This window comes from Actinoplanes sp. KI2, from assembly GCF_025630775.1.
Lineage (GTDB): Bacteria > Actinomycetota > Actinomycetes > Mycobacteriales > Micromonosporaceae > Actinoplanes.
On the sequence record NZ_JAOSZE010000007.1, the window covers coordinates 174,494 to 195,890 of the forward strand.

Annotated in this window: 19 protein-coding genes; 8 read left to right on the forward strand and 11 right to left on the reverse strand. The window is 70.7% G+C overall.

Translation table 11 applies throughout. From position 1 onward, the window contains the following. Positions 1 to 10: 10 nt before the first annotated feature. The 4 genes from ODJ79_RS09485 to ODJ79_RS09500 all read right to left on the reverse strand — a co-directional run bounded on the left by ODJ79_RS09485 (position 11) and on the right by ODJ79_RS09500 (position 3,879). Complete coding sequence (locus ODJ79_RS09485) at positions 11 to 1,009, reverse strand: glycoside hydrolase family 26 protein (protein WP_263022974.1); 999 nt, start codon at positions 1,007 to 1,009, stop codon at positions 11 to 13. A 24-nt stretch (positions 1,010 to 1,033) separates the two neighbouring features. Beyond that, positions 1,034 to 2,278 (reverse strand): sensor histidine kinase, encoded by a 1,245-nt coding sequence (locus ODJ79_RS09490; protein ID WP_263022975.1) that lies wholly within the window; start codon positions 2,276 to 2,278, stop codon positions 1,034 to 1,036. Further along, a complete protein-coding gene (locus tag ODJ79_RS09495; protein ID WP_263022976.1) occupies positions 2,278 to 2,943 on the reverse strand; it encodes a response regulator transcription factor in 666 nt (221 codons plus the stop codon). The genes ODJ79_RS09490 and ODJ79_RS09495 overlap by 1 nt, the downstream gene beginning before the upstream one ends. A gap of 201 nt (positions 2,944 to 3,144) precedes the next feature. Next, entirely contained in the window at positions 3,145 to 3,879 is a 735-nt protein-coding gene (locus ODJ79_RS09500; protein ID WP_263022977.1) for a hypothetical protein, read from the reverse strand. Positions 3,880 to 4,056: 177 nt separating this feature from the next. On the opposite strand from ODJ79_RS09500, the gene ODJ79_RS09505 reads away from it, so the two are divergent. Then, complete coding sequence (locus ODJ79_RS09505; RefSeq protein WP_263023030.1) at positions 4,057 to 5,622, forward strand: AfsR/SARP family transcriptional regulator; 1,566 nt, start codon at positions 4,057 to 4,059, stop codon at positions 5,620 to 5,622. On the opposite strand, the gene ODJ79_RS09510 is transcribed toward ODJ79_RS09505, so the two are convergent. Then, positions 5,583 to 7,316: a DUF2079 domain-containing protein gene (locus tag ODJ79_RS09510; protein ID WP_263022978.1), complete on the reverse strand. Its 1,734-nt coding sequence runs from the start codon at positions 7,314 to 7,316 to the stop codon at positions 5,583 to 5,585. The genes ODJ79_RS09505 and ODJ79_RS09510 overlap by 40 nt on opposite strands. Before the next feature lie 155 nt (positions 7,317 to 7,471). On the opposite strand from ODJ79_RS09510, the gene ODJ79_RS09515 reads away from it, so the two are divergent. After that, complete coding sequence (locus ODJ79_RS09515; RefSeq protein WP_263022979.1) at positions 7,472 to 8,449, forward strand: AraC family transcriptional regulator; 978 nt, start codon at positions 7,472 to 7,474, stop codon at positions 8,447 to 8,449. Positions 8,450 to 8,474: 25 nt separating this feature from the next. Here ODJ79_RS09515 and ODJ79_RS09520 read toward each other — a convergent pair whose 3' ends face one another. Beyond that, complete coding sequence (locus tag ODJ79_RS09520; protein WP_263022980.1) at positions 8,475 to 9,362, reverse strand: helix-turn-helix transcriptional regulator; 888 nt, start codon at positions 9,360 to 9,362, stop codon at positions 8,475 to 8,477. Between the two features lie 165 nt (positions 9,363 to 9,527). On the opposite strand from ODJ79_RS09520, the gene ODJ79_RS09525 reads away from it, so the two are divergent. After that, positions 9,528 to 10,433 (forward strand): oxidoreductase, encoded by a 906-nt coding sequence (locus ODJ79_RS09525; RefSeq protein ID WP_263022981.1) that lies wholly within the window; start codon positions 9,528 to 9,530, stop codon positions 10,431 to 10,433. Positions 10,434 to 10,449: 16 nt separating this feature from the next. Here ODJ79_RS09525 and ODJ79_RS09530 read toward each other — a convergent pair whose 3' ends face one another. Then, positions 10,450 to 11,295: a DUF4190 domain-containing protein gene (locus ODJ79_RS09530; protein ID WP_263022982.1), complete on the reverse strand. Its 846-nt coding sequence runs from the start codon at positions 11,293 to 11,295 to the stop codon at positions 10,450 to 10,452. Positions 11,296 to 11,563: 268 nt separating this feature from the next. On the opposite strand from ODJ79_RS09530, the gene ODJ79_RS09535 reads away from it, so the two are divergent. The 4 genes from ODJ79_RS09535 to ODJ79_RS09550 all read left to right on the forward strand — a co-directional run bounded on the left by ODJ79_RS09535 (position 11,564) and on the right by ODJ79_RS09550 (position 16,594). Next, complete coding sequence (locus tag ODJ79_RS09535; RefSeq protein ID WP_263022983.1) at positions 11,564 to 12,673, forward strand: DUF2267 domain-containing protein; 1,110 nt, start codon at positions 11,564 to 11,566, stop codon at positions 12,671 to 12,673. 266 nt (positions 12,674 to 12,939) lie between these two features. Next, on the forward strand, positions 12,940 to 13,842 hold the full coding sequence (locus ODJ79_RS09540; RefSeq protein WP_263022984.1) for an SRPBCC family protein: 903 nt from the start codon (positions 12,940 to 12,942) through the stop codon (positions 13,840 to 13,842). Continuing rightward, positions 13,839 to 15,014 carry a zinc-dependent alcohol dehydrogenase gene (locus ODJ79_RS09545; RefSeq protein WP_263022985.1) on the forward strand — a complete coding sequence of 392 codons (1,176 nt, stop codon included), beginning with the start codon at positions 13,839 to 13,841 and terminating at the stop codon, positions 15,012 to 15,014. Before ODJ79_RS09540 ends, ODJ79_RS09545 begins: the two co-directional genes overlap by 4 nt. Before the next feature lie 395 nt (positions 15,015 to 15,409). Beyond that, a complete protein-coding gene (locus tag ODJ79_RS09550) occupies positions 15,410 to 16,594 on the forward strand; it encodes an endo-1,4-beta-xylanase (RefSeq protein WP_263022986.1) in 1,185 nt (394 codons plus the stop codon). 70 nt (positions 16,595 to 16,664) lie between these two features. Here the strand turns inward: ODJ79_RS09550 and ODJ79_RS09555 are convergent, their stop codons facing one another. Together ODJ79_RS09555 and ODJ79_RS09560 are read right to left on the reverse strand one after the other, a co-directional pair. After that, on the reverse strand, positions 16,665 to 17,486 hold the full coding sequence (locus ODJ79_RS09555; protein WP_263022987.1) for an SDR family NAD(P)-dependent oxidoreductase: 822 nt from the start codon (positions 17,484 to 17,486) through the stop codon (positions 16,665 to 16,667). Positions 17,487 to 17,504: 18 nt separating this feature from the next. Beyond that, complete coding sequence (locus ODJ79_RS09560) at positions 17,505 to 18,944, reverse strand: MFS transporter (protein ID WP_263022988.1); 1,440 nt, start codon at positions 18,942 to 18,944, stop codon at positions 17,505 to 17,507. A gap of 90 nt (positions 18,945 to 19,034) precedes the next feature. On the opposite strand from ODJ79_RS09560, the gene ODJ79_RS09565 reads away from it, so the two are divergent. After that, positions 19,035 to 19,610 carry a TetR/AcrR family transcriptional regulator gene (locus tag ODJ79_RS09565; RefSeq protein WP_263022989.1) on the forward strand — a complete coding sequence of 192 codons (576 nt, stop codon included), beginning with the start codon at positions 19,035 to 19,037 and terminating at the stop codon, positions 19,608 to 19,610. A 7-nt stretch (positions 19,611 to 19,617) separates the two neighbouring features. Here the strand turns inward: ODJ79_RS09565 and ODJ79_RS09570 are convergent, their stop codons facing one another. Together ODJ79_RS09570 and ODJ79_RS09575 are read right to left on the reverse strand one after the other, a co-directional pair. Next, positions 19,618 to 20,529, reverse strand: a complete 912-nt coding sequence (locus tag ODJ79_RS09570; RefSeq protein ID WP_263022990.1) for a haloalkane dehalogenase — start codon at positions 20,527 to 20,529, stop codon at positions 19,618 to 19,620. Between the two features lie 103 nt (positions 20,530 to 20,632). Then, the gene (locus tag ODJ79_RS09575) at positions 20,633 to 21,220 is read right to left on the reverse strand and encodes an O-methyltransferase (protein WP_317620647.1); all 588 of its coding nucleotides are present in this window, start codon (positions 21,218 to 21,220) and stop codon (positions 20,633 to 20,635) included. Positions 21,221 to 21,397 lie beyond the last annotated feature (177 nt).

The following is a 21,397-nucleotide window of genomic DNA, read 5'->3' on the forward strand; positions in this document are numbered from 1 at the left end:
CGCCGGTCCGTCACGGGTTCATGTAGGAGTCCTTCGCCATCTTCTGGTACGCCGCGAGCGCCGAGGACGACGAGTTGATCTGCCAGTGGCGTTCCTTGTCGACGTCGAACCAGACGATCGCCTTGATCAGCGGGTAGGTGTTCTTCAGCGTCGGCACGATGTCGCTGATCCAGGTCGCCTTGCTGCCGCCGGCCTCGTCGGAGGCCATCTCGGCGATGATGATCGGCTTGCCCTTGGCGGCCAGCTGCGGGTACATGTCGGCGAAGACGTCGCGGAAGCTCTGCCAGTCGAAGTCCGGGTCGGAGGTGCCCCAGTTGTAGCCGTCGATTCCGGTCCAGTCGACGTACTGGTCGCCGGGGTAGTAGCTCATCGCCGGCGGGGAGCTCGGGTCGTCCTCGTTGTTGGGGCACCACGCCCAGACAACGTTGGTGGCGCCGCGAGCGACGAAGATGTCGTGGATGTGGCGCCAAGCGGCGATGTAGGTGGCGGGTTTGTGACCACCCCAGCCCTCGTCGCCGTTCATCTCGGCCGCGAAGTCGATGAAGAACTGCCGGCCCAGGGCCTTGGCGTCGTCGGCCCGCTGCTTCAGCATCGTGTCGTACTTGCCGTTGACGATGTTGTTGAAGTTGATGTTGTTGGGTTCGACGTTGACGAGCGGGATCCGGCCGTCGGCGAAGTCGGCGGCGTTGACCGACGATTTGATCCAGTCTTCGCTCTTGAAGTCGTAGTAGGTCAGGTGGACGGCCGGTTTGCGGCCGATCCGCTTGTCGGTCTGCGCGATCGTGCCGTTGCCGTAGTAGTGGCCGAGCAGCGCACCCTGGGCGGGCACCAGCGGCACGGTGCCGGAGATCTTGGGGGGTGCTGCCATGGGGGCGAGAGCGGTTGTCGAGGCGTACGCGTTGGCCTGGGTCAGGGTGACGGCGGTGGTCGCGGCCAGCAGTGTCGCCACCGCGGCGATTCGGGCGGCCCGGCGGGAACGGGCGGGCGTCGGTGCGGGATCGACGGTCATGACATCAGCGTGGCAGCCGGACGATTAGCGGACGATGAAGCGCGGCAGCACCAGCTCGACCAGGGCACCCGGCCCGGAGGCCGGCGCCACGTGCGCGCGGCCGCCGTGCAGCTCGGCCACCCACCGTACGATCGGAAGCCCGACGCCGATACCGCCCCGCCCGCCGGTGACCCGATCGCCGAAGATCGCTTCGCGATCGCCGGCGTCAATGCCCGGTCCCCGGTCGCGGACCGCGACCCGGCCCTCGGCGACCGTGACCTCCACGGTGGACGGTCCATCGGCCGCGATGCCGTGCCGCAGCGCATTCTCGACCAGGTTCCGCACCGCCTGCGCCAACAGGTCGGGGTCACCGAGCACGACCGTCGGCTCCGTCCGCATCGTGACCGGCGCACCTCGGGGCGGCAGGTCCTCCACGACCTGCTCGACCAACAGGTCCAGCCGCAGCGGGGTCATCTCCAGCGGCCGGGTTCCGCTGTCGATGCGCGCGCGGCTGAGCAGGCCGGTGACCAACCGGCCGAGGTGGTCGACCGTGCGCACGGCGTCCCGTGATGTCGTCCCGCCCTCCAGCATCAGCCGGAGCGTGGCCAGTGGCGTGCGAAGTTCGTGGGCCGCCTCGGCCAGGAACTGCTCCTGCTGGTCCAGCGTCCGCATCGCGGGTCGCATGCTCTTGCCGGACAACAGATGGCCGGCCGCGACCGAGACCAGCATCAGCACCGTGCCCCCGGCGACGAGCCAGAGGACCAGCTCGTCGTGGCTGCGTTGCTGCGGTGCGAGGTCGACCGCGACAAGCACGACGGCGCCGATCTCGTCGGCGTCCCACACCGGGGCGGTGGCCCAGCGCCGCTCACGGCCGTCGGGTCCGCTGATCGTCGTGACCACCGGCTCCTGCTCGCGTACCGTCGCCGCCCACAGGTCGTCGAGCCGGCTGACCGGCGGCAGGACGCCCTCCCGCTTCGGCCGCAGCCAGCGCGCCTGCGCGTCGCCGGTACCGATCCGCTGCAGGACCACGGTGACATCGGAGGCGGTGGCCAGCTCGTCCTCGGACAGCGGCTCCAGGTGCAGCACACCCTGGTCCATCCAGATGGCCCGGGACAACGCCTCCGCCCGTCCCCTGATCTCCGAGTCGAGCTCGCGGGCACCGGAGCGGGCGTCGATCGAGGCCGCGATCACCACCAGGGTGACCAGCGATACCACGCTGACGGTCGCGTACAGCAGGGTCAGCCACCACCGTGTCCGCCGCAGCCGCGCCATGGCGGGGCGTTCCGCCATCACGCGGTGTCGCGGATGCGGTAGCCCACACCCCGCAGCGACTCGATCACGTCGGGCGGTCCGAGCTTGCGGCGTAGCTGCCGGATGGCCACGTCGACCACGTTCGACGCCGGGTCGCTCATCTCGTCCCAGCATCGTTCCAGCAGATCGCCGCGGGTGACGGCCTCCCCGGCCCGCACCATCAGCGCCTCGAGCACGGCGAACTCCTTGGCGGTCAGCGTGAGCAGGACCCCGGCTCGCCGGACTCGATGGCTCGGCACGTCGAGGGTCAGGTCGCCGACCGTGAGCTCGGGGAGCCGCGGATGCTGATCCCGCCGGCACAGCGCCCGCGTACGCGCCACCAACTCGGCCATGGCGAACGGCTTGACCAGGTAGTCGTCCGCACCGTGCTCGAAACCGGAGATCCGGTGGTCGACAGTGGCCAGCGCGGTCAGCACCAGCACCGGCACGGTCCGGCCGGCCCGGCGCCAGATTTTGATCAGCGTCAGCGCGTCGCCGTCGGGCAGCACACGGTCGGCGATCACGCAGTCGTAGGCGTTGACGGACATCTTGAGGTCGGCCTCCGCCCGGTGCCGCGCGTGGTCGACCGCGAACCCGAGGGTGCGCAGGCGTGCGCTGATGGCCGGACCGAGCTCGTGATCGTCCTCCACTACCAGCAGCCGCATGGCGGACGAGTGTAGGGGACGCAGTGTAACCCGTCGCCGTATCCAGGAAGGCGACAGTCAGCTCGCGGACGCTGCCGATCCATTGACGAGGGGACTATCCATGACGGTGCGAGGCGGCCCGAGACCCGCGGTGAGCGTTGCCCGGCCGGACGCCGCCCGGTCCAACCGGCTGTTGGACCAGGCGGGTGCGGTGGGTACCGGTCAGGTGGTCAGTACGGGGAGTTCGTTCTGCGCGACCGCCCGGCTGGTGTTGCTGGTAGCCGAGTTCTCCGACGTGGCCCTCTTCTTGGCCACGCCTTCGTTGCCGTTGTACGCGAAGCAGTCCCAGACCAGGACATGCGGTGTGCCCGGTTCACCACCGTTGAGGTCTTCCTGATGGCAGGCGGGCAGGAGCGCGGTGATGAGCGTGTTCTCCCCGGCGACCAGGACCGAGGTCAGGCCCGGCGTGGTGAGCCCGGCCTTGATACGGGCCATGAGCGCCAGCGGGCCCACGGTGTTCATCGCGAAGCCGAGTTGGTCGGCGGCGGACTTGTCCGTGACGACGTTGAGCAGGCTGTTCGCCTGGGTCACGCAGGCGGTGGTGGCGAGCGCGAAGGCCTGGAGGTTGTCCGACGACAGCGCGTTGATGTCGGCGAAGTTGACGACGGCGCTGTCGGCGCAGGCCTTCACGTCCGCGGCGGCAACCAGGTCGATCTGACTGGTGATGGCGTTCTGCGCGCTCTGGATGGCCGTCGTGATCTGCTGGATCGCCTGTTGCAGCGTGGGACCACCGCCGCCGCCCGAGGTGAACCCCTTGTACACGGAGTAGATCTGTTGAATGACCTTGATGACGGTGAGCGGGTCGACCGCGGCACTGGCCGGCTGCGCCGTGATCGGCAGCGCGACGCCGACGGCCAGCATCGCGGAGATGCCGATGCGGATGAGTCTGCGTTTCATCTGGCCCCCTTCGGGAGGTGATCGATGCCGGCGCGCGCTGACGATCCGGGATCCGGTCCGCGTCCGGGCATGGACCATGCTGGTGCGCCGCGATTTAGCAATTCCTTGGCACGCCTTGAGTTCGCAGGCCAGACGTCGAGTGTGGCGGTGGACCGAGCTTCGATCGTGGGGGACGTGATGGAGTTTCGACTGCTTGGACCGGTGGAGGTGTACGGGCCCATGGGTCCGGTCGAGGTGGGCTCGGCCCGGCAGCGCAGTGTGCTGGCGGTGCTGCTGCTCGACGCGAACCGCGGCGTGTCCACGGACCAGATCGTCGGGCGGGTCTGGGGCGACCGGCGGCTGCCCGACCGGCCGCGCAACGCCGTGCAGACCTATGTGTCGCTGCTGCGGCGCGCGTTGGCCGGCGTCGAGCGGGTGGCCCTGGCACGGCAGCCGAACGGGTACGTGTTGCGGGTGGATGAGCGGCGGGTGGACGTACACACCTTCCGCGCGCTTGTCGCGCAGGCCCGCGACACGGACGACAGTGACCGGGCGGTGCTGCTGTTCACCCGCGCTCTGGCGTTGTGGCGCGGGGAGGCGTTCGACGTCCTGGACACGCCGTGGCTGTCCACCGTCCGGGCCGTACTCGACCGGGAACGGCTGGCGGCCGAGCGCGAGCTGGTCGACCTCCAGCTCCGCAAGGGCCGCCACGGCGCGCTGCTGGCCCAGCTGTCCGAGCGGGCCGACGAGTACCCGCTGGACGAGCGCCTCGCCGGCCAGCTCATGCTGGCCCTGGTACGCAGCGGTCGCCAGGCCGAGGCGCTACGGCACTACCAGCGGGTACGGCGGCTGCTCGCCGACGAGCTCGGTACCGATCCCGGCCCCGCGCTGCGGCGGTTGCACCACCAGATCCTCACCGACGATCCGGCGCTCGCCGTTGTCGCCGACGTGCCCGACCGGCCGGTACGGGTGGCACCGGCGCGGGTGGCGCCGCGGCAACTGCCGCCCGCACCGCGGCTGTTCACCGGCCGGGCCCGGGAACTCGCGTTCATCAGTGACGTCGTCGAAGCCGGCGACGAGGAGCAGGACACCGCGACGGTGCTGGCGATCATCGGCACCGGCGGTATCGGCAAGACCTGGCTGGCACTGCACTGGGCGCACCGCAACCGGGACCTGTTCCCGGACGGGCAGCTCTACGTCAATCTCAGGGGCTTCGACCCGTCCGAGCGGCCGTTGGGTCCGTCCACTGTGCTCCGCGGGTTCCTGTTCGCCCTCGGCATCGACCCCGCCGCGGTACCCCTCGACACCGACGCGCGGGCCGGGCTGTACCGCAGCCTCGTCGCGGACCGGCGGATGCTGGTCGTGCTCGACAACGCCCGCGACGCCGCCCAGGTCGCGCCGCTGCTGCCGGGCAGCCGCAGCTGCCGGGTCCTGGTGACCAGCCGCCGGAACCTCACCGGTCTGATCACCGCGTACGGGGCGCGCCCGCTGGTGCTGGACATGTTCTCCGACGATGAGAGCCTGGAGCTGCTGACCCGCCACCTCGGTGGTGCCCGGGCGGCCGCGGAACCGCATGCGCTGGCCGACATCCGGCTGCAGTGTGCAGGCCTGCCGCTCGCGATCAGCGTCGTGGCCGCCCGGGCCGTGACGCACCCGGACTTCCGCCTTTCCGTCATCGCGGACGAGTTGCGGGACGCCTCGACCCGGCTGACGCACTTGCCCGATCAGGTCGGGGGCACACGCCACACGGCGACGTCACCATAGCTCTCGGGGGTGCCGAGCACATAGGCCAGCACCCGGCGTACGGCAGCCTGATGCGGCATGTCCGGCAGCAGGACGACCACCCCGGCATGCCAGTAGCGCAGATCGGCCAGCACCGCCTGGCGGAGGTCGACGCTGGCCGGCGGCACCGTCCCGGTGAGGCGCAGCTGGTCGAGGACGGTGACCGTGAAGCGCGGCGGTGACGACCACGAGCCCCGGTCGTCCGCGGGCGGGTTCTGCGGGCCGACGAAGTAGCCGCGCGGCATCGGGAACGCGAAGGTGTTCAGCGCCGCGATGCGCATGGCCGTCCGGCCGGTGCGCATGTTCGGCAGGGGCACGATCACCACGGTCTGGTCACCGTGCACATAGGACCGCCAGGTGCCGTCGGCGAAGAACGCCGGCATCGGCGTGGCCGGTGAGGTCAGCAGCGGCTTCGGGAAGAGCGGCACGAACGCCAACGCGATCCCGATCCAGTACGGCACCCGGGCGAACCATCGGAAGCCGTGCGCCCGGTCGGCGGCCAGCGCCATCAGCACGCCGGCGATCGTGGTGCTCGCCAGCGCGTATCGGGGCGTGGTCACCAGGTCGAGCAGCGGGACGCGGGTGACGAAGCCGAGCGGCGAGCCGGCGGCGGTGGTCGTGGAACTGTCGAGGCGGAACCGGGTGCCGAACGACAGGACCAGCATGACGAGGCCGGCCAGGGCGGTGGCGCGGGCGGCCGCCGACCGCCACAGCACCGCGATCGACACCAGGATCATGAGGCAGGCGCCCGGGCCCCAGAAGACGCTCTCCTCGGTGACGCTGCCGGCGCCCAGCTCCCATGCCCGGGCGGCGCTGCCGGCGATGGCGCTGCGGGGGAACGCGGCGACCGAGCGCAGCGTGGTGGCGGCCGTGCCGACCGGGAAGGGCAGCCCGGTGTAGTGACCCGGCCCGCGGAACTGCTGGTAGAGCGGGTAGGCCAGGAGCAGGCCGGCAACCAGCACCGCGACCGCCAGGCCGGCCAGGAACCGGGGGCCGGCCTCGAGGGTCTCCCGCCATCGCATGGCCGCGTACGAGACCGCGATCAGCGCCATCGTGATCGCCAGCAGCAGCAGGACCTCCTCGCCGACGAAGGCCTGCAGCGCGATCAGCACGCCGAGGGCCAACCCGCGACGCAGGACCCGGCCCGGCTCGCGCAGCCGGATCACCTGCCAGACGATGAACGGGACCACGAACCCGCTGGCCAGGTTGGGCTGGCCGTTGGCGTGGGCGAGGTAGCCGGGGGCGAAGCCGGTCCAGAGCCCGCCGATCCAGGCGGCCGGTCCGCTGCCGAGCAGGTGCCGCCGCAGCACCCACCACCAGGCGGTCGCCGTGCCGGCCAGGGCGCCGGTGGCCATCAGCGCCACGGCGACGGCCGGCCCGAAGGCGTGGGTGAACGGGGCGAGCGGGAGGCTGATCGCCAGCACCGAGGTGTTGGCCATCATGTTCACACCGGTCGGGACGTTGAGCCGGGTGAAGTAGAACGGCGACTCGCCGTGGTAGACCACCCGCTCGCCGTGCGCCATCATCGCCAGGAAGAACCCGTGGTCGTCGGGGTTGTAGAGCACCTGCCCGGCGGGGGCGGCCCACAGGTCGCGCATGACCCAGGCGGCCAGCAGCAGATAGCTCAGCACGGCGGCGACGTCACCTACCGCCCGGCGCGCGGATGCGGCAGGCATGCCCCCATCATTGCTCAGCCTCCACCGGCTCGATGGTCGAAGCTCCGCGGAGCTTCGGGTCGCGTAGCAGCGCGATCCGGCACGAGACTTCTCCGGGTACGCCACCCGGGCCGCGGCCGCCGGAGCCTGGGGCTGACGACGGGTACGTTGGGCGCATGGACGCCCTGAGCGGCCTGCTCGACGGACCACGCGCCCGAGGGGCCTTTCTGCTGCGCTCGATCCTGGATCCGCCGTGGTCGCTGCGGATCCAGGACGGGTCGCCGCTGTCGCTGATCACCCTGTTGCGCGGCGAGGCGTGGATCGTGCGCGAGGACGCCGGCTCCGCTCACATCGGGGCCGGCGACGTCGCGGTCGTCAACGGCACCCAGCCGTACGTCCTCGCCGACAGCCCTGGCACCGCGCCGCAGATCATCATCCATCCCGGACAGCGCTGCGAGTCGGTGGACGGCACCGAGATGACGATGACCGGCCAGGGCGTCCGCACCTGGGGCGCCGCCCCGGACGGCGGCACCGTGATGATCAGTGGCACCTACCAGATGCAGAGCGAGGTAAGCCGCCGCCTGCTCGATGCGTTGCCCGGCGTGCTGATCCGCCCCGCCGCTTCGGGCGACAAGGCGTTGATAGACCTTCTCGTACGCGAGATGGGCGGCACCGAGCCCGCTCAGGATCTCGTCCTCGACCGGCTGCTCGACCTGGTGCTCGTCTCCGTGCTGCGCTCCTGGCTGGCCACCCCGTCGCAGGATCCTCCCGGCTGGCACCATGCTCAAGGCGACCCCGTGGTGGGGACCGCATTGCGCCTGATCCACGACGACCCGGCGTACGGCTGGACCGTGGCCGCTCTCGCCACCCGCGCGGGCGTCTCCCGCGCCTCCCTCGCGCGCCGGTTCGCCGAGGTCGTCGGCGAGCCGCCGATGGCCTACCTGACCGGCTGGCGGCTCACCCTCGCCGCCGACCTGTTGCGCCAGAGCGAGGCGACGCTCGAGGCGGTCGCCCACCGCGTCGGCTACGGCAGCGCGTTCGCCCTCAGCACCGCCTTCAAACGCGAGCGCGGCGTCAGCCCGCAGGAATACCGCCGCCGACCCGCCATCGCCCCACGTCCAGCCGTCTTGGCCGGCGTGGTGCGACTCGGATGACCGCTCGGATACTCCGGACCGGCGGCTACGGGGCGTCCTCTTGCCGGCATTTGTCGGCGAATGCCGCGCGGGTGGCGTGCAGCGACGCCAAGAGCTGCAACCGGTCCGCGTCGGCGCTGCCCGGCTCGGCGGTCCAGATCAGCATGACCGGGCCGGGGTGGCCGGGCAGCGGATAGGTGTCCCAGTCCAGGACGATGTCGCCGACCTCCGGCACCCGGAAAGTCTTGGTGCCGCTGACCGACTCCCGTACGTCGTGGCGGGCCCACAACCGCCGGAACTCGGCGCTGCGGATGCTCAGCTCACCGACGATCGCGGTGGCGCGGGGATGGGTGGGATCGGTGGCGACGGCGGCCCGCATCATGCCGATGTAGTCCAGGGCCTGCCGCTCCCAGTCCGGGCAGTTCCGCTTGCTGGTCGCGGTGTCGTCGAACATCAGCAGGAGCATGTTGAGCCGGTCGGGCGGGTAGTCGTCCGGGTCGCCGAGCAGCGCCTGCGCCATCGGGTTCCAGTCGAGCAGGTCGAGGTGCCGGCCGAGCACGACCGCTGGGGTGTCCATCACCCGCAGCAGCCGCCGGGTGCTGTCCGGCACCCGTTCCGGTTCGTGGCCCATCCGGGCGGGCATCGGCCGGCGGGCGGCGTGGGCCAGCGTGAACAGGTGGCGGCGTTCCTCGTCGTCCAGGCCCAGCGCGGCGGCGAGCGCGTCGAGGACGTCGTCGGACGGGCGTACCTCCCGGCCCTGTTCCATTCGCTGGTAGTAGTCGGTGCTCAGCCCGGCCAGCAGGGCCAGTTCCTCGCGCCGCAGCCCGGTGACCTTGCGCCGGCCGCCCGGCTCCAGGCCGACGTCGTGTGGACGCAGCCGGCCACGTCGGGCACGCAGGAAATCCCCGAGCTCACGAGCGTACGGATGGGCCATGCCGCAAGTGTGCCGCCTCGCCGGTAACCCCAGGTAGGCCCCGCAGACCTAGGCAACCGGGAGCGACCGAACCGGCCCGGATCGGGCCTAGCGTGTCGATCCAGCGCCGACCTGGAACGCCTGCTCCAGGAGATCCGGACGCACCGACTCTTCCAGGAGCAGCAGATGACCGGATGGACCGCCGAGTGCATTCCCGACCAGCACGGCCGGACCGCCGTCGTGACCGGCGCGAACTCGGGCCTCGGCCTGGTGACCGCGACCGAGTTGGCCCGCCACGGCGCTCATGTGGTGCTCGCCGTCCGCAACACCGCCGCCGGCCGGCAGGCCGCTCGTCGGATCGCGGGTGACGTCGAGGTACGCGAACTGGACCTGGCCTCCCTCGATTCGGTACGCGCGTTCGCCGCGAAGGTGGCCGCCGACCACCCGGTGATCGACCTGGTGGTGAACAACGCGGGCGTGGTGCTGCTCGGCCCGCGCCGCATCTCCGCCGACGGCTTCGAGCTGCACTTCGGCACCAACATGCTGGGCCACTTCACGCTGACCGGCCTGCTGCTCGGCAACCTGGCCGCGGCTCGGGCGTCCCGGGTGGTCAGTCTCAGCTCGATCACCCACAAGAACGCGCACCTCGACTTCGATGACCTGATGTTCGAGCGCCGCTACCGGGCGTCTGCCGCGTACGGCAGGTCCAAGCTCGCCACCACGATCTTCGGCCTGGAGCTCGATCGCCGGCTGCGGGCCGCCGGCTCGCCGATCATCAGCGTGCTGGCACATCCCGGCCTGACCCGCACCAACTTGACCCCACGCGCCTGGGAACACCGCGGTCGGTGGGGGAAGCTGGTCGCCCGGCTCGGGCTGCTGGCCACCCAGTCGGTGGAGCAGGGCACCCTGCCGCAGTTACGCGCCGCCACGGACCCCGATGTGCGCGGCGGCCAGTTCTTCGGCCCGGCCGGACTCTGGGAGACGCGGGGCCGGGTCACCGAGGCCAGGCTCAGCCGGGAGGCGGCCGACCCGGCCGTCGGCAAGCGGCTCTGGGCGGCAGCCGAAGACCTGACCGGCGTCCGCTACCTCTGACCCGGCCTTGTTTGACTTACTTGACCAGCGGCGCCCTCAGGTCACCCTCGGGGTCGAGGGCAATGCAGATGACCCGGCGGTCGGCGGGCCAGCCGCTCAGACCCGGATACAGGTAGGTGAAGTCCAGATTGGGGTGGTCGGTCAGGTAACGGCCGAGCAGCGGTTCGCACTCCTGCTCCGCCTGCTTCTTCACCGACTCCACGCCCGGCCACGGCCCGTCCGGCAGGTTGACGACGGCGTAGATCTCGCCCGGATGCGCGGTCGTGCACGAGACCGGCTTCGGCGTCGGTCCGTAAAGGTCGGTCAGGCACTCGCCGACCTTGTAGTCGGTCGTGACCGTCGCCGCGGGGCCGCCGCCGACGCTGCTGCTGTTGTCGTTCGCGCTCTCCCGGGCGCCCTGGACGAAGCCGTACCCGAGAAGGCCGCAGACGAGCAGCACCCAGCAGGCGGAGACGGCCAGGCCGGCGATGGCCAGGCCGCGGCCGCGCTGCCGGCTCGTGCGGATCTGCACCAGCGCGACGATGCCGAAGGCGACGCTCAGCAGGCTCCCGCCCAGAAAGCTGGTGACCAGCGCGGCGATGGCGAAGCCGTTGGTGCCCGGGTCGGCCGGGGGCGGCGGCGGAAAACCGGGATAGCCGTACGGCGGCGGATAGCCTGGGCCGGGGTAGTAGCCGGGCGGAGGCTGGTAGCCGGCCGCTTGATAACCCGCCGGGTAGTCCGGCGCCGGGTAGCCGGATGGCGGCTGGTATGCGGGCGGCACCGGGTCGGGCGGGACGGCCGGGATCGCCGGCGCCGTGGGAACCGGTGGGGCAGTGGGGTCCGGCGGGGGAGCCGACGCGGATGACGAGTTCTCATCGCTCACGCCCGGGACGGTACAACAGGTCCGCGCGCCGGCCCGGCCGGCAAGGCATTCGGCGAGATCGACCCGCAATCGGGCGTCGGTGATCCCCGGCAGGCGCCGTTGCCCGAGCAGCGGCCTCATGAGCCGCAGACCGGTACGCCGGCCGCCCGGCTCCTGCCACCTGTTGAGGCGCAGCCGGTGCAAGAGGGCACGACCCGGTACGCCGAGGCATGTGTGCGCCGTAGCAGGGAACCCGATGCGGGATGGCCTGCAGGGGTGAGGAGCTCGGATGACAGACATCGAACGGCGTGGCGCGGAGATCGTCGTCGGGCTGGTGGCGACCCCGCCGGACTATCCGGCGCGGGTGACGGCGCGGCTCACCGCCGAGCTGGCCGACCGGCTCGGCGAGCGGGTGGACCCGGGCGTGCGGTGGATCGTACGGGAAGGCTGGGGTGAGGTGGCGCCGCGCCGGGACGGCGGCGTGGAGGCGCTGCTTGACGATCTTGCGAAGCGGTGCGCCGACGACCGGTGGGATGTCGCGGTCTGTCTGACCGACCTGCCGTTGCACACCGCGCGGGTGCCGCTGGTCGCGCATGCCTCCGCCCGGCGTCGAGCCGCCGTGGTGTCCCTGCCCGCGCTGGGACTGCGCCAGTTGCGAGGGGTCCGCGCGATCGTTCCGGATCTGGTGGGCCGGCTGCTCACCGACGTCGGCGACGAGCGGGTGCCGGCGGCCGGCTGGGCACCGGCCGAGCTGGCAAGCCGGGTTGCCGTCATCCGCCGGATGGTCGGCGGGGACGACGCCGGGGAGCTGGGCTATGTCGCCTCTCGGCTGATCGGCCGGGCGCGGCTGCTGACGGGAATGGTCCGGGCCAATCGTCCGGGGCGCGCGCTGCTGGGCTTGTCGAAGCTGCTGGTCGGCGCGTTCGGCACGGCCGCGTTCGCGCTCACCACGAGCACGATCTGGCAGATGGGGGATGCGCTGGGCAGAATTCGCCTCGCCGTGATCATGGTGCTCGGGTTGGCCGCGCTGGTGGCGTGGCTGATCGTCGCGCACGACCTGTGGGAGAAACCGGACCGGGAGACGCCGGCCGAGCTGGCCCGATTGTTCAACCTGGGTACGATTCTCACCCTCACCCTGGCCACCGCGGTGTCCTATGCGGTGCTGTTCGCCGGGACGGTGCTCGCCGCGGCGCTGTTGATCGATACCTCCGTGCTGGAACAGACCCTGCAGCGGCCGGCCCATGTCACCGACTACCTCACGCTCGCCTGGATCATCAGCTCGCTGGCCACCGTGGGCGGCGCGATCGGCTCCGGGCTGGAGAACGAGGAGACGGTGCGGGCCGCCGCTTACGGCTACCATCCCGAGCCCGCCGGCTGGCGCGACGAGACCGACGGGTAAGCCGGCCACCAGCCGCGCCAAGCGCGAGTCTTCGTCGGCCGGCCACGAGATCAGGTGGCCGAAATTTACCGTAGCCGTCGATTGCCGGTTTCGGGGAAATCGCGGTGGGTAGCCGAATGAACTCAGGCACGCCCCGGGTCACGGCGCATCGGACGTGGGACAGGGGCCGATGGGATACGGAGGCCGCCATGACGCAACTGGCATCCCGAGAGGCAGGGCAGGCACAACAGGACGAGGTACAGCGGCGAGGCCGGGGGCTCGGGTGGATGAGTCTCGGTTTGGGCGTGGCGCACCTGGCGGCGCCCGATACGGTCCGCCGGATCAGCGGGGTGGACGACTCCGCGACATCCCGGACGGTGGTGCCGCTGGTCGGCGTACGGGAGCTGGTCCACGCGGCCGGACTGCTGACCAGCCCGCGAAAGGGCGTCTGGGCGTGGACCCGGGTCATGGGCGACGCGATGGATCTGACCTCGCTCGGCATGGCCATCGCCCATCGTGGCGGGCGGCGCCGGCGGCGGCTGATCGCTGTCACCGGTGCCATCGCCGGGATCACCGCGCTGGACCTGCTGACCGCCGTGCGAGCCACCCGCGTGCAAGGGAACGGCACCGCCCGCAAAGGAGGACCCATGGATTTGACGGCCACGACAACCATCCGCAAACCCGCGTCGGAGGTGTATGCATTCTGGCGCGATCTGGAGAATCTGCCGACGTTCATGGCGCATCTGGAACAGGTCCGCGGCACCGGCGACCGGATGAGCCACTGGGTCGCCGCGGCTCCGTTCGGCCGGGACGTGGAGTGGGACGCGGAGATCATCGAGGAGACGCCGGCGGAGAAGATCGCGTGGCGCTCGACCGGTGACGCCGACGTGCCCAACGCCGGGACGGTCCGGTTCGTGCCGGCCCCGGACGGGATGAGCACCGAGGTGTACGTCTCCCTGGTTTACGACATCCCGGGCGGCTCGGTCGGCAAGGCGGTCGCGAAGTACTTCGGTGAGGAGCCGCATCAGCAGCTCGACGACGACCTGCGCCGGCTCAAGCAGGTGCTGGAGACCGGCGAGGTGGTCCGGTCCGACGGCGCCCCGTGGGGTAAGCGCGCCCGCAAGGAGTTCCCGCAGCGCCCGGCGCAACCGTTGTCGGACGTCGAGCTCGAGAAGGGAGCGGACGCATGAGGGCGAACACCTGGGCGGGCCGCAACAAGGTCGAGGTCCGCGACGTGCCGGACCCGAGGATCCTGAACAGCCGCGATGCGATCGTACGGATCACGTCCACCGCGATCTGCGGTTCGGACCTGCACCTGGTCGACGGGTATGTGCCCACGATGCAGGACGGCGACGTAATGGGTCACGAGTTCATGGGCGAAGTGATCGAGGTCGGGCCGGGGGTGCCCGCGGACAAGCTGCGGACGGGCGACCGGGTTGTCGTGCCGTTCCCGATCGCGTGCGGCGCGTGCGCCGCCTGCGCCGCCGAGCTGTACTCGTGTTGTGAGAACTCCAACCCGAACGCCGGGATCGCCGAGAAGATGTTCGGCCACCCGGTCGCGGGGATCTTCGGCTATTCGCATCTGACCGGCGGTTTCGCGGGCGGTCAAGCACAGTACGCGCGGGTGCCGTTCGCCGACATCGGCCCGCTGAAGATCGAGTCCGACCTGACCGACGAGCAGGTGCTGTTCCTCTCCGACATCCTGCCCACCGGCTACATGGGCGCCGACATGTGCGACATTCAGCCCAGCGACGTGGTGGCGGTGTGGGGCGCCGGCCCGGTCGGCCAGTTCGCCATGGACAGCGCCCGGGTGCTCGGCGCCGCGAAGGTCATCGCCATCGACAAGGAGCCGTACCGGCTGCGGATGGCCGAACAGGCCGGCCACACGCCGGTGAACTTCGAGGAGGTCGACGTGCGGTCGCGGCTGCTGGAGCTGACCGGCGGGCGGGGACCGGACAAGTGCATCGACGCGGTCGGCCTGGAAGCCACCCACGGCAGCGCGCACATCGCCGCGTACGACCGGGTCAAGCAGGCCGTACGGTCGGAGACCGACCGCCCGCACGCGCTGCGCCAGGCGATCATGTCGTGCCGCAGCGGCGGCGTGGTCTCGGTGATCGGCGTGTACGGCGGCCTGCTGGACAAGTTCCCCGCGGGCGCCTGGATGAACCGGTCGCTGACCCTGCGTACCGGGCAATGTCACGTGCAGCGCTACATGAAGCCGCTGCTGCAGCGCATCGAACGCGGCGAGATCGACCCGACCCGGATCATCACCCACACCCTGCCGCTGGACGAGGCGGAACGCGGGTTCGACATGTTCAAGAACAAGCAGGACAACTGCGAGAAGGTCGTCCTCAAACCCTGACCGCAGCAGGCGACTGGTAGGGACTGTGGATCTTTACGAGTTGCTGGCCTGCCCGGTTCCGCATGCCCGGCACACGCCGCGAAAGTTACGAAAGCACCGCAGCGGCCGTGCCGGGCGACCAGCAGGCAAAGCGCGCCCGGAGGGCGCAGGTCTGCCGTCGGCGAGCGTTACATTGCAGCCAACCTCCTGAATGCATTGACGAGAGCTGCTGTCGCGTCCTAGTGTCCACATCGAAAGATTTCCGCAACAAACTCGAAACTTTCGGAATTGGCGAGACTCCCCACAGCTCAACGCACGCCAGCGCCGTCGATTGATCACTCGAATCGCGGACGGGCGATTGTCCGCAGACAGTGGCCGACGCGTCACGCCCGGCGGTAACCGAAGGAGACCAGCACGTGAGAAGAGCACATCGGATCATGGCGGTCGCGGCTGCGGCCACGGCTGCCGTACTGACGGGCGGGTCCGCCGCCTACGCCCTGGGCAACCCGGCCACCGCGCCGTCCCATTTCCGTCCACCGGCCGATTCACTCGGCGCTCTGGCGGCTCCGATCAACCTCCGGATCGGCAACGCGGTCAACATGGACAAGCTCAATGTCGACGCCACGTACACCTCGCTCGTGGCGAACCAGTACTCCACGGTCACTCCCGAGAACGTGATGAAGTGGGAGGTCATCGAGCCGGCCCAGGGCCAGCTCAACTTCGCCCCGGCCGACCAACTGGTCAGCTTCGCCCAGCAGCACCACCAGCTGGTACGTGGCCACACCCTGCTCTGGCACAGCCAGCTCCCCGGCTGGCTGACGACCGGCGTGAGCAACGGAACCATCAGCAACGCCCAGCTGCGCGACATCCTCAAGCGGCACATCTTCGACGAGGCCGGCCACTTCCGGGGCAAGATCTGGCAGTGGGACGTGGCCAACGAGGTGTTCGCGAACTCCTGGGACCCGAACCCGCTGCCCAACGGCATGAACGGTGACGACTTCTGGGTGTCCCACCTGGGTCCGGGCATCGTCGCCGACGCGTTCCGCTGGGCGCACCAGGCCGACCCGCACGCGCTGCTGTTCTACAACGACTTCAACATCGGCGGCGAGGACGGCACCAACGCCAAGGCCGACGCGGTGTACGCGTGGGTCAAGTCCGTGCGAGCCCAGGGCGTGCCGATCCAGGGTGTCGGCAACCAGGGCCACCTGGACACGCAGTACGGCTTCAGCGGTACCAGGTTGCAGGACGACCTGGCTCGCTACGCCGGCCTGGGTGTGAAGGTGGCCATCACCGAGGCCGACGTCCGCACCTTCGTGGAGACCACCGACAGCCTGCAGACTCCGACCGACAGCCTGGCGCTGTTCGCCCAGCCGTTCGAGTTCGACCAGATGCTCAAGGCCTGCCTCGCATTGAGCAGCTGCATCTCGTTCACCATCTGGGGCGTGGACGACGCCGACTCGTGGGTGCCGGGCGTGTTCACCGGTGAAGGTTACGCGACGCTCTACGACACCAAGCTGCAACCGAAGACCGCGTACACCACCCTCCAGCAGGACCTGAAGCTCAGCGCCGGTGCGCCCCGGCGCCCGGGCCCCGGCCACTGACCAACACGCACGCACCACAATCGGACCGGGTCCCGCGTCACGCGGGCCCGGTCTGTGGCGTGATCGCGCGTCAGGCTCGCTGGGTTGTCGCCCCGGCCGCCATCGACCTGTTCATCGCACCGAAGACGCGGGTCCGGGTGGCGCGTGGCAGTACGGCGATGGCGGTGCGGTTCGTCCGTCCGCTGATGCGGACCGGCCGGTTGGCGGCCAGGGCGGCGAGTCCGTCGGCGGCGCAGGCCTGGGGTGACATGGTCATTCGTCGCATCGGGGTCTGGTCGGCGCCGAAGCGGGTGAGCATCGGTGTGTCCGTGGCGCCCGGCGCCAGCACCGTGAGGTGGACCCCTTTCGCGGCCAGCTCCTGGTGCACGGCGGCGCCGAGGGCGAGCACGTACGCCTTGGACGCGGCGTAGTTCGCCACGTACGGCACGGGCTGAAGTCCCGCCATGCTGGAGACCAGCAGAATGCCGCCGCGTCCGCGGTGGACCAGTCGCCGGCCGAAGTGGTGGGTCAGGCTCAGGTGCGCCTGGGCGTTGACGCGCATCTCGTCGAGCAGCGCGTCGTGACTGCCGGCCAGGAACTCACCGAGGACCATGTCGCCGGCGTTGGAGACGACCAGCCCGATGTCGAGGTCGTCGGTGGCCTCGGCGACGGCGGGCAGGAAGCCGGGCGTGGCCAGGTCGACCGGCACGCAGCGGTACTCGATGCCGTGCCGGGCGGCCAGGTCGCGGCCGAGGTCGTCGAGAACGGGCCGCCGCCGGGCGGCGAGCACCAGGTTGAGGCCGTCGGCGGCCAGCTGCCGGGCGAACTCCCGGCCGATGCCGGAGGACGCTCCGGTGACCAGCGCCCACGGTCCGAACTGTGGTGGGTCGATGTGGTGAACCGAGGTGGGCACGATGCACTCCTTCGCGGGTTACTGGGCTGCGGTGAGGGCGGGGGCGGTTTCCGGGGTGTGTCCGCGGGTGTTGGTGGCGCGCAGGGCGAGCAGAGCGGCGGCGAGCAGCACGATGCCGCCGGCGAACAGCGCCCGGCCGAAGCCCGCGGTGAGCGCGGCCGCCGGGCCGCTTCCGGCGGCGAGGGCGTCGTCGGTACGGGCGGTGGCGAGCGCGGAGAACACGGCCAGCCCGAGCGCGGAGCCCAGTTGCAGGGAGGTGTTGAGCAGGCCGGCGGCGAGTCCGGCCTGACCGGCGGGGACGCCGGCGTTGGCCGCGGTCGTGACGGCGACGAACACCGCGCCGAGCCCGATCGACATGACGACGAGGCCGGGCAGCAGGTCGGTGCGGTAGGAGCCGTCTGTCGGGATGCGCGCGAGGAGGAACATGCCCGCCGCGGCGATCAGGCTGCCGGCCACGATGACCGGCCGGGTGCCGATCCGGGGGATCAGCTGGGCCGTCAGGCCGGCGGCGAGGACGATGCCCGCGGTAACCGGCAGGTACGCCGAGCCACTGCGGATCGGCGGGTAGCCGAGCACGTTCTGCATGTAGAGGGTGAGGAAGAAGAACGTCGACAGGAACCCGGCGAACGCGATCAGCTGGGTGATGTCGGCCGCGGCGAGTCCCTTGATCCGCAGGATGGCGAACGGGAACAGCGGATCGCGGGCGCGGCGCTCAACGACGACGAACGCGGTGAGCAGCACGGCGGCGGTGCCGAGCTCTCCGATGGTGTGCCGGGTGCCCCACCCCGCGTCCGGGGCCTTCACCAGGGCGTAGATCAGCAGCAGCATCCCGGCGGTGCCCAGGACCGCGCCGGGCAGGTCGAACGTGGCGAGCCGGGCGCGGCGCCGCTCGCCGGGCACGAGCGCGAACGCGGCAGCGATCACCAGGAGGCAGACCGGGATGTTGACGAACAGCACCCACTGCCAACCCGGTCCCTGCGTGAGCACACCGCCGAGGAAGACACCGGCCGCGGCGGCCACCCCGCTGGTCGCACCCCACACGCCCAGCGCTCGCGTGCGGTCGGTGCCCTCGGTGAACGTGGTGGTCAGGATCGACAGGCCGGCCGGTGCCATCAGGGCCGCCCCGACGCCCTGCACGACCCGGGCGCCGACCAGCGCGCCGGCGCTGGTGGCGAGCCCGCCGGCCAGGGAACACACCCCGAACAGCACGGTTCCGGCGACCAGCACACGCCGGCGCCCGATCAGATCGGCGGCGCGGCCACCGAGCAGCAGGAAGCCACCGTAGGTGACCAGGTAGCCGCTGAGCACCCACTGCAGCCGCTGCTGCGAGAACCCCAGATCGGCCCGGATCGACGGCAACGCGACATTCATGATCGACGAATCGATGATGTCCATGAACTGGACGGTGCAGAGCAGCAGCAGCGTGAACACGCCGCGACGGGTGGACAGGACGGACATGGCCGGGCACCCTCGCCATCAGTGAGTTAGTTGACTGACTAACTCGCACGCTAGCAGGCCCCGGGGGCCGTTGGCTATGCTCTGAGTGAGATGACTGACTCAACGACTCCGGATCGCGGCGGCAAGCGGGAGCGGCTCACCGCCAGCGCGGGCGACCTGCTGCACCGTCAGGGCGTCGCGGCCACGACGCTCACCCAGGTCGCGCAGGCCGCCGACGTGCCGCCGGGAAACGTGTACTACTACTTCAAGACCAAGGACGATTTGGTACGGGCGGTGATCGACGCCCGGGCCGAGCAGGTCCGGGCGCTGCTGGACACACTGCGAACGCAACCCGGCCCGGCCGTCCGGCTCAAGGCACTGGCGCGGCAGTGGGCCGAGATGCGCGACCTGGTCGCCCGGTACGGCTGCCCGTTCGGCACCCTCGCCACCGAGCTCGACCGCCGCGACGACGGCCTGGACCTCGAGGCCGCCAAGCCGATCGCCCTGATCCTCGACTGGGCCGAGGCCCAGTTCCGCGAGCTGGGCCGGAGCGATCCTCGCGAGCTGGCCGTCACCCTCTTCTCCGGCATCCAGGGCGCCGCGCTGCTGGCCAACGCCCTCCGCGACCCGGACCTGATGGCCGGCCAGGTCGCCCACCTGGAAAGGTGGATCGACTCCGTGGCGTGACCGGCGGTCAGCCGTGGGCGGCCTCCCCGAAAGAGACGAGGGCAGCTCGAGCGACCACGTCGCCGTGTTCCTGCACGAAATGGCCGGCGTCGGCGAGCACCAGCGGCATCGGCGCTCCGCGGACGATCCTGCGCAGTCTGTCCATTGCCGGCACGCCGAGCACCGGGTCCTGGGCACCGACCGCGAGGAAGCTCGGACCCTCCCACTGCGACCAGAAGTGTTGCGCCGCCCGCGAGATCTCGACGCCGGGCATGTCCGGCTCGGTCATCACCAGTTGCGGGAAAGCCCGCACCCCGGCCTTGTACGACGCGTCCGGGAACGGTGCGTCGTACACCGCCACCTCGGCCTCACTGAGCGTCGGCACACTACGCTTGAGCAGGCCGCCGACGGCGAGATCCGGGTGGGCCGCGACGTAGGCGCGCCAGTCCTCGAAACCCTTGCCCGGTGAGGTTCCGACGGCGAGGCCGGTGTTCATCGCCAGCAGCCGGGACAGCCGGGGCACAAACCCCGCGTCCATCGGCAGTGTCAGGCCGAGCAGGCCGCCCCAGTCCTGCACGACCAGCGTGATGTTTGTCAGGTCGAGGCGTTCCACCAGCCGCAACAGGTAGTCACGATGGAAGTCGAAGCTGTACACGGCCTGCTCGACCGGCTTGTCCGACCGGCCGAAACCGAAAAAGTCCGGCGCGACGACCCGCCCGCCGGCCGCCAGGAAGACCGGGATCATCTTGCGGTAGAGGTACGCCCAGGTCGGCTCGCCGTGCAGCAGCAGATACGTGTCCGCGGCTGCACGCGGCCCGAGGTCGACATAGTGGGCCCGCAGTCCCTCGTAGCCGGGTAGGTCCGCCACGTACGACGGCTGATGATCCCAGCCTGGCAGGTCGCGGAAGCGATCGTCCGGAGTGCGCAGCGCCTCCGTCATCGGATCTCCCCTCGGGCCGGCCGAGCAATCGCGAACCTGGCGAGTATCGCAGCGACCGACCCGACGCGACAGGTCCACGCCGTATGTTGCGGGCGGCGGGGCTTCAGCGTATGCGGCAGCTGATTTCCATTCCGTCTTCGACCGGGAAGGGCACGCTGAGGTATCCGTTCGCCGGGTCGCGGACGTAGTCGAGGTATGGCTGGACGGTCGGGAAGCTGCTGTCGTCGCCGATGACCAGCGCGCCGGCCGACAGTCGTGGTTCCAGCAGCTGCAGGACCGGTAGGTACAGATCTTTCCAGCCGTCGAGCAGGACCAGGCCGATCGGGCCGTCGACCGTGGTGAGTGTTTGCAACGCGTCGCCGGGCAGGACGTCGACCAGTGCGGCCACGCCCGCTTCGGAGAGGTTGGCGCGGGCGGCGGCGACCTTGGCCGTGCTCAGCTCGGTGGTCACCACCCGGCCGGTGCCGTTGTCCCGGACGGCGGCGGCCAGGTAGAACGTGGAAATCCCGTACGAGGTGCCGAATTCCACGATGGTCTGCGGCCGGGCGGAGCGGACGAGGCTGTAGAGCAGTGTGCCGCCGGGTGCGGAGATCGGCAGGTAGGCCGACGCGAGGGCGTCGGCTCCTGGGCTACGACAGCCTTGATCGCCGCCATCGGTAGTAGCCCCGAGCCGCCAAGGCGAGCCCGACAGCGCCGAGCATGCACGCCGAGATCATCAAACCATCCAGGAGTCTGCCCCACGCTGCCTGCTGGGCCTCCACATCCTCCCAAGGCGGTTGTGGCTCCAGGAAAGCCGGCAGGACCAAGCCCGCACAGCACGACAGCAGCAGAAAGGCGGTACCGGCGGACAGCAGGAGGCGGGTTCTCG

Coding starts and splice junctions, on each gene's coding strand:
- ODJ79_RS09535 (WP_263022983.1), top strand. CDS start 11,564: ATGACAGACATCGAACGGCGTGGCGCGGAGATCGTCGTCGGGCTGGTG.
- ODJ79_RS09545 (WP_263022985.1), top strand. CDS start 13,839: ATGAGGGCGAACACCTGGGCGGGCCGCAACAAGGTCGAGGTCCGCGAC.
- ODJ79_RS09495 (WP_263022976.1), bottom strand. CDS start 2,943: ATGCGGCTGCTGGTAGTGGAGGACGATCACGAGCTCGGTCCGGCCATC.
- ODJ79_RS09560 (WP_263022988.1), bottom strand. CDS start 18,944: ATGTCCGTCCTGTCCACCCGTCGCGGCGTGTTCACGCTGCTGCTGCTC.
- ODJ79_RS09510 (WP_263022978.1), bottom strand. CDS start 7,316: ATGCCTGCCGCATCCGCGCGCCGGGCGGTAGGTGACGTCGCCGCCGTG.
- ODJ79_RS09490 (WP_263022975.1), bottom strand. CDS start 2,278: ATGGCGGAACGCCCCGCCATGGCGCGGCTGCGGCGGACACGGTGGTGG.
- ODJ79_RS09505 (WP_263023030.1), top strand. CDS start 4,057: ATGGAGTTTCGACTGCTTGGACCGGTGGAGGTGTACGGGCCCATGGGT.
- ODJ79_RS09570 (WP_263022990.1), bottom strand. CDS start 20,529: ATGACGGAGGCGCTGCGCACTCCGGACGATCGCTTCCGCGACCTGCCA.
- ODJ79_RS09540 (WP_263022984.1), top strand. CDS start 12,940: ATGAGTCTCGGTTTGGGCGTGGCGCACCTGGCGGCGCCCGATACGGTC.
- ODJ79_RS09500 (WP_263022977.1), bottom strand. CDS start 3,879: ATGAAACGCAGACTCATCCGCATCGGCATCTCCGCGATGCTGGCCGTC.
- ODJ79_RS09515 (WP_263022979.1), top strand. CDS start 7,472: ATGGACGCCCTGAGCGGCCTGCTCGACGGACCACGCGCCCGAGGGGCC.
- ODJ79_RS09565 (WP_263022989.1), top strand. CDS start 19,035: ATGACTGACTCAACGACTCCGGATCGCGGCGGCAAGCGGGAGCGGCTC.
- ODJ79_RS09485 (WP_263022974.1), bottom strand. CDS start 1,009: ATGACCGTCGATCCCGCACCGACGCCCGCCCGTTCCCGCCGGGCCGCC.
- ODJ79_RS09525 (WP_263022981.1), top strand. CDS start 9,528: ATGACCGGATGGACCGCCGAGTGCATTCCCGACCAGCACGGCCGGACC.
- ODJ79_RS09520 (WP_263022980.1), bottom strand. CDS start 9,362: ATGGCCCATCCGTACGCTCGTGAGCTCGGGGATTTCCTGCGTGCCCGA.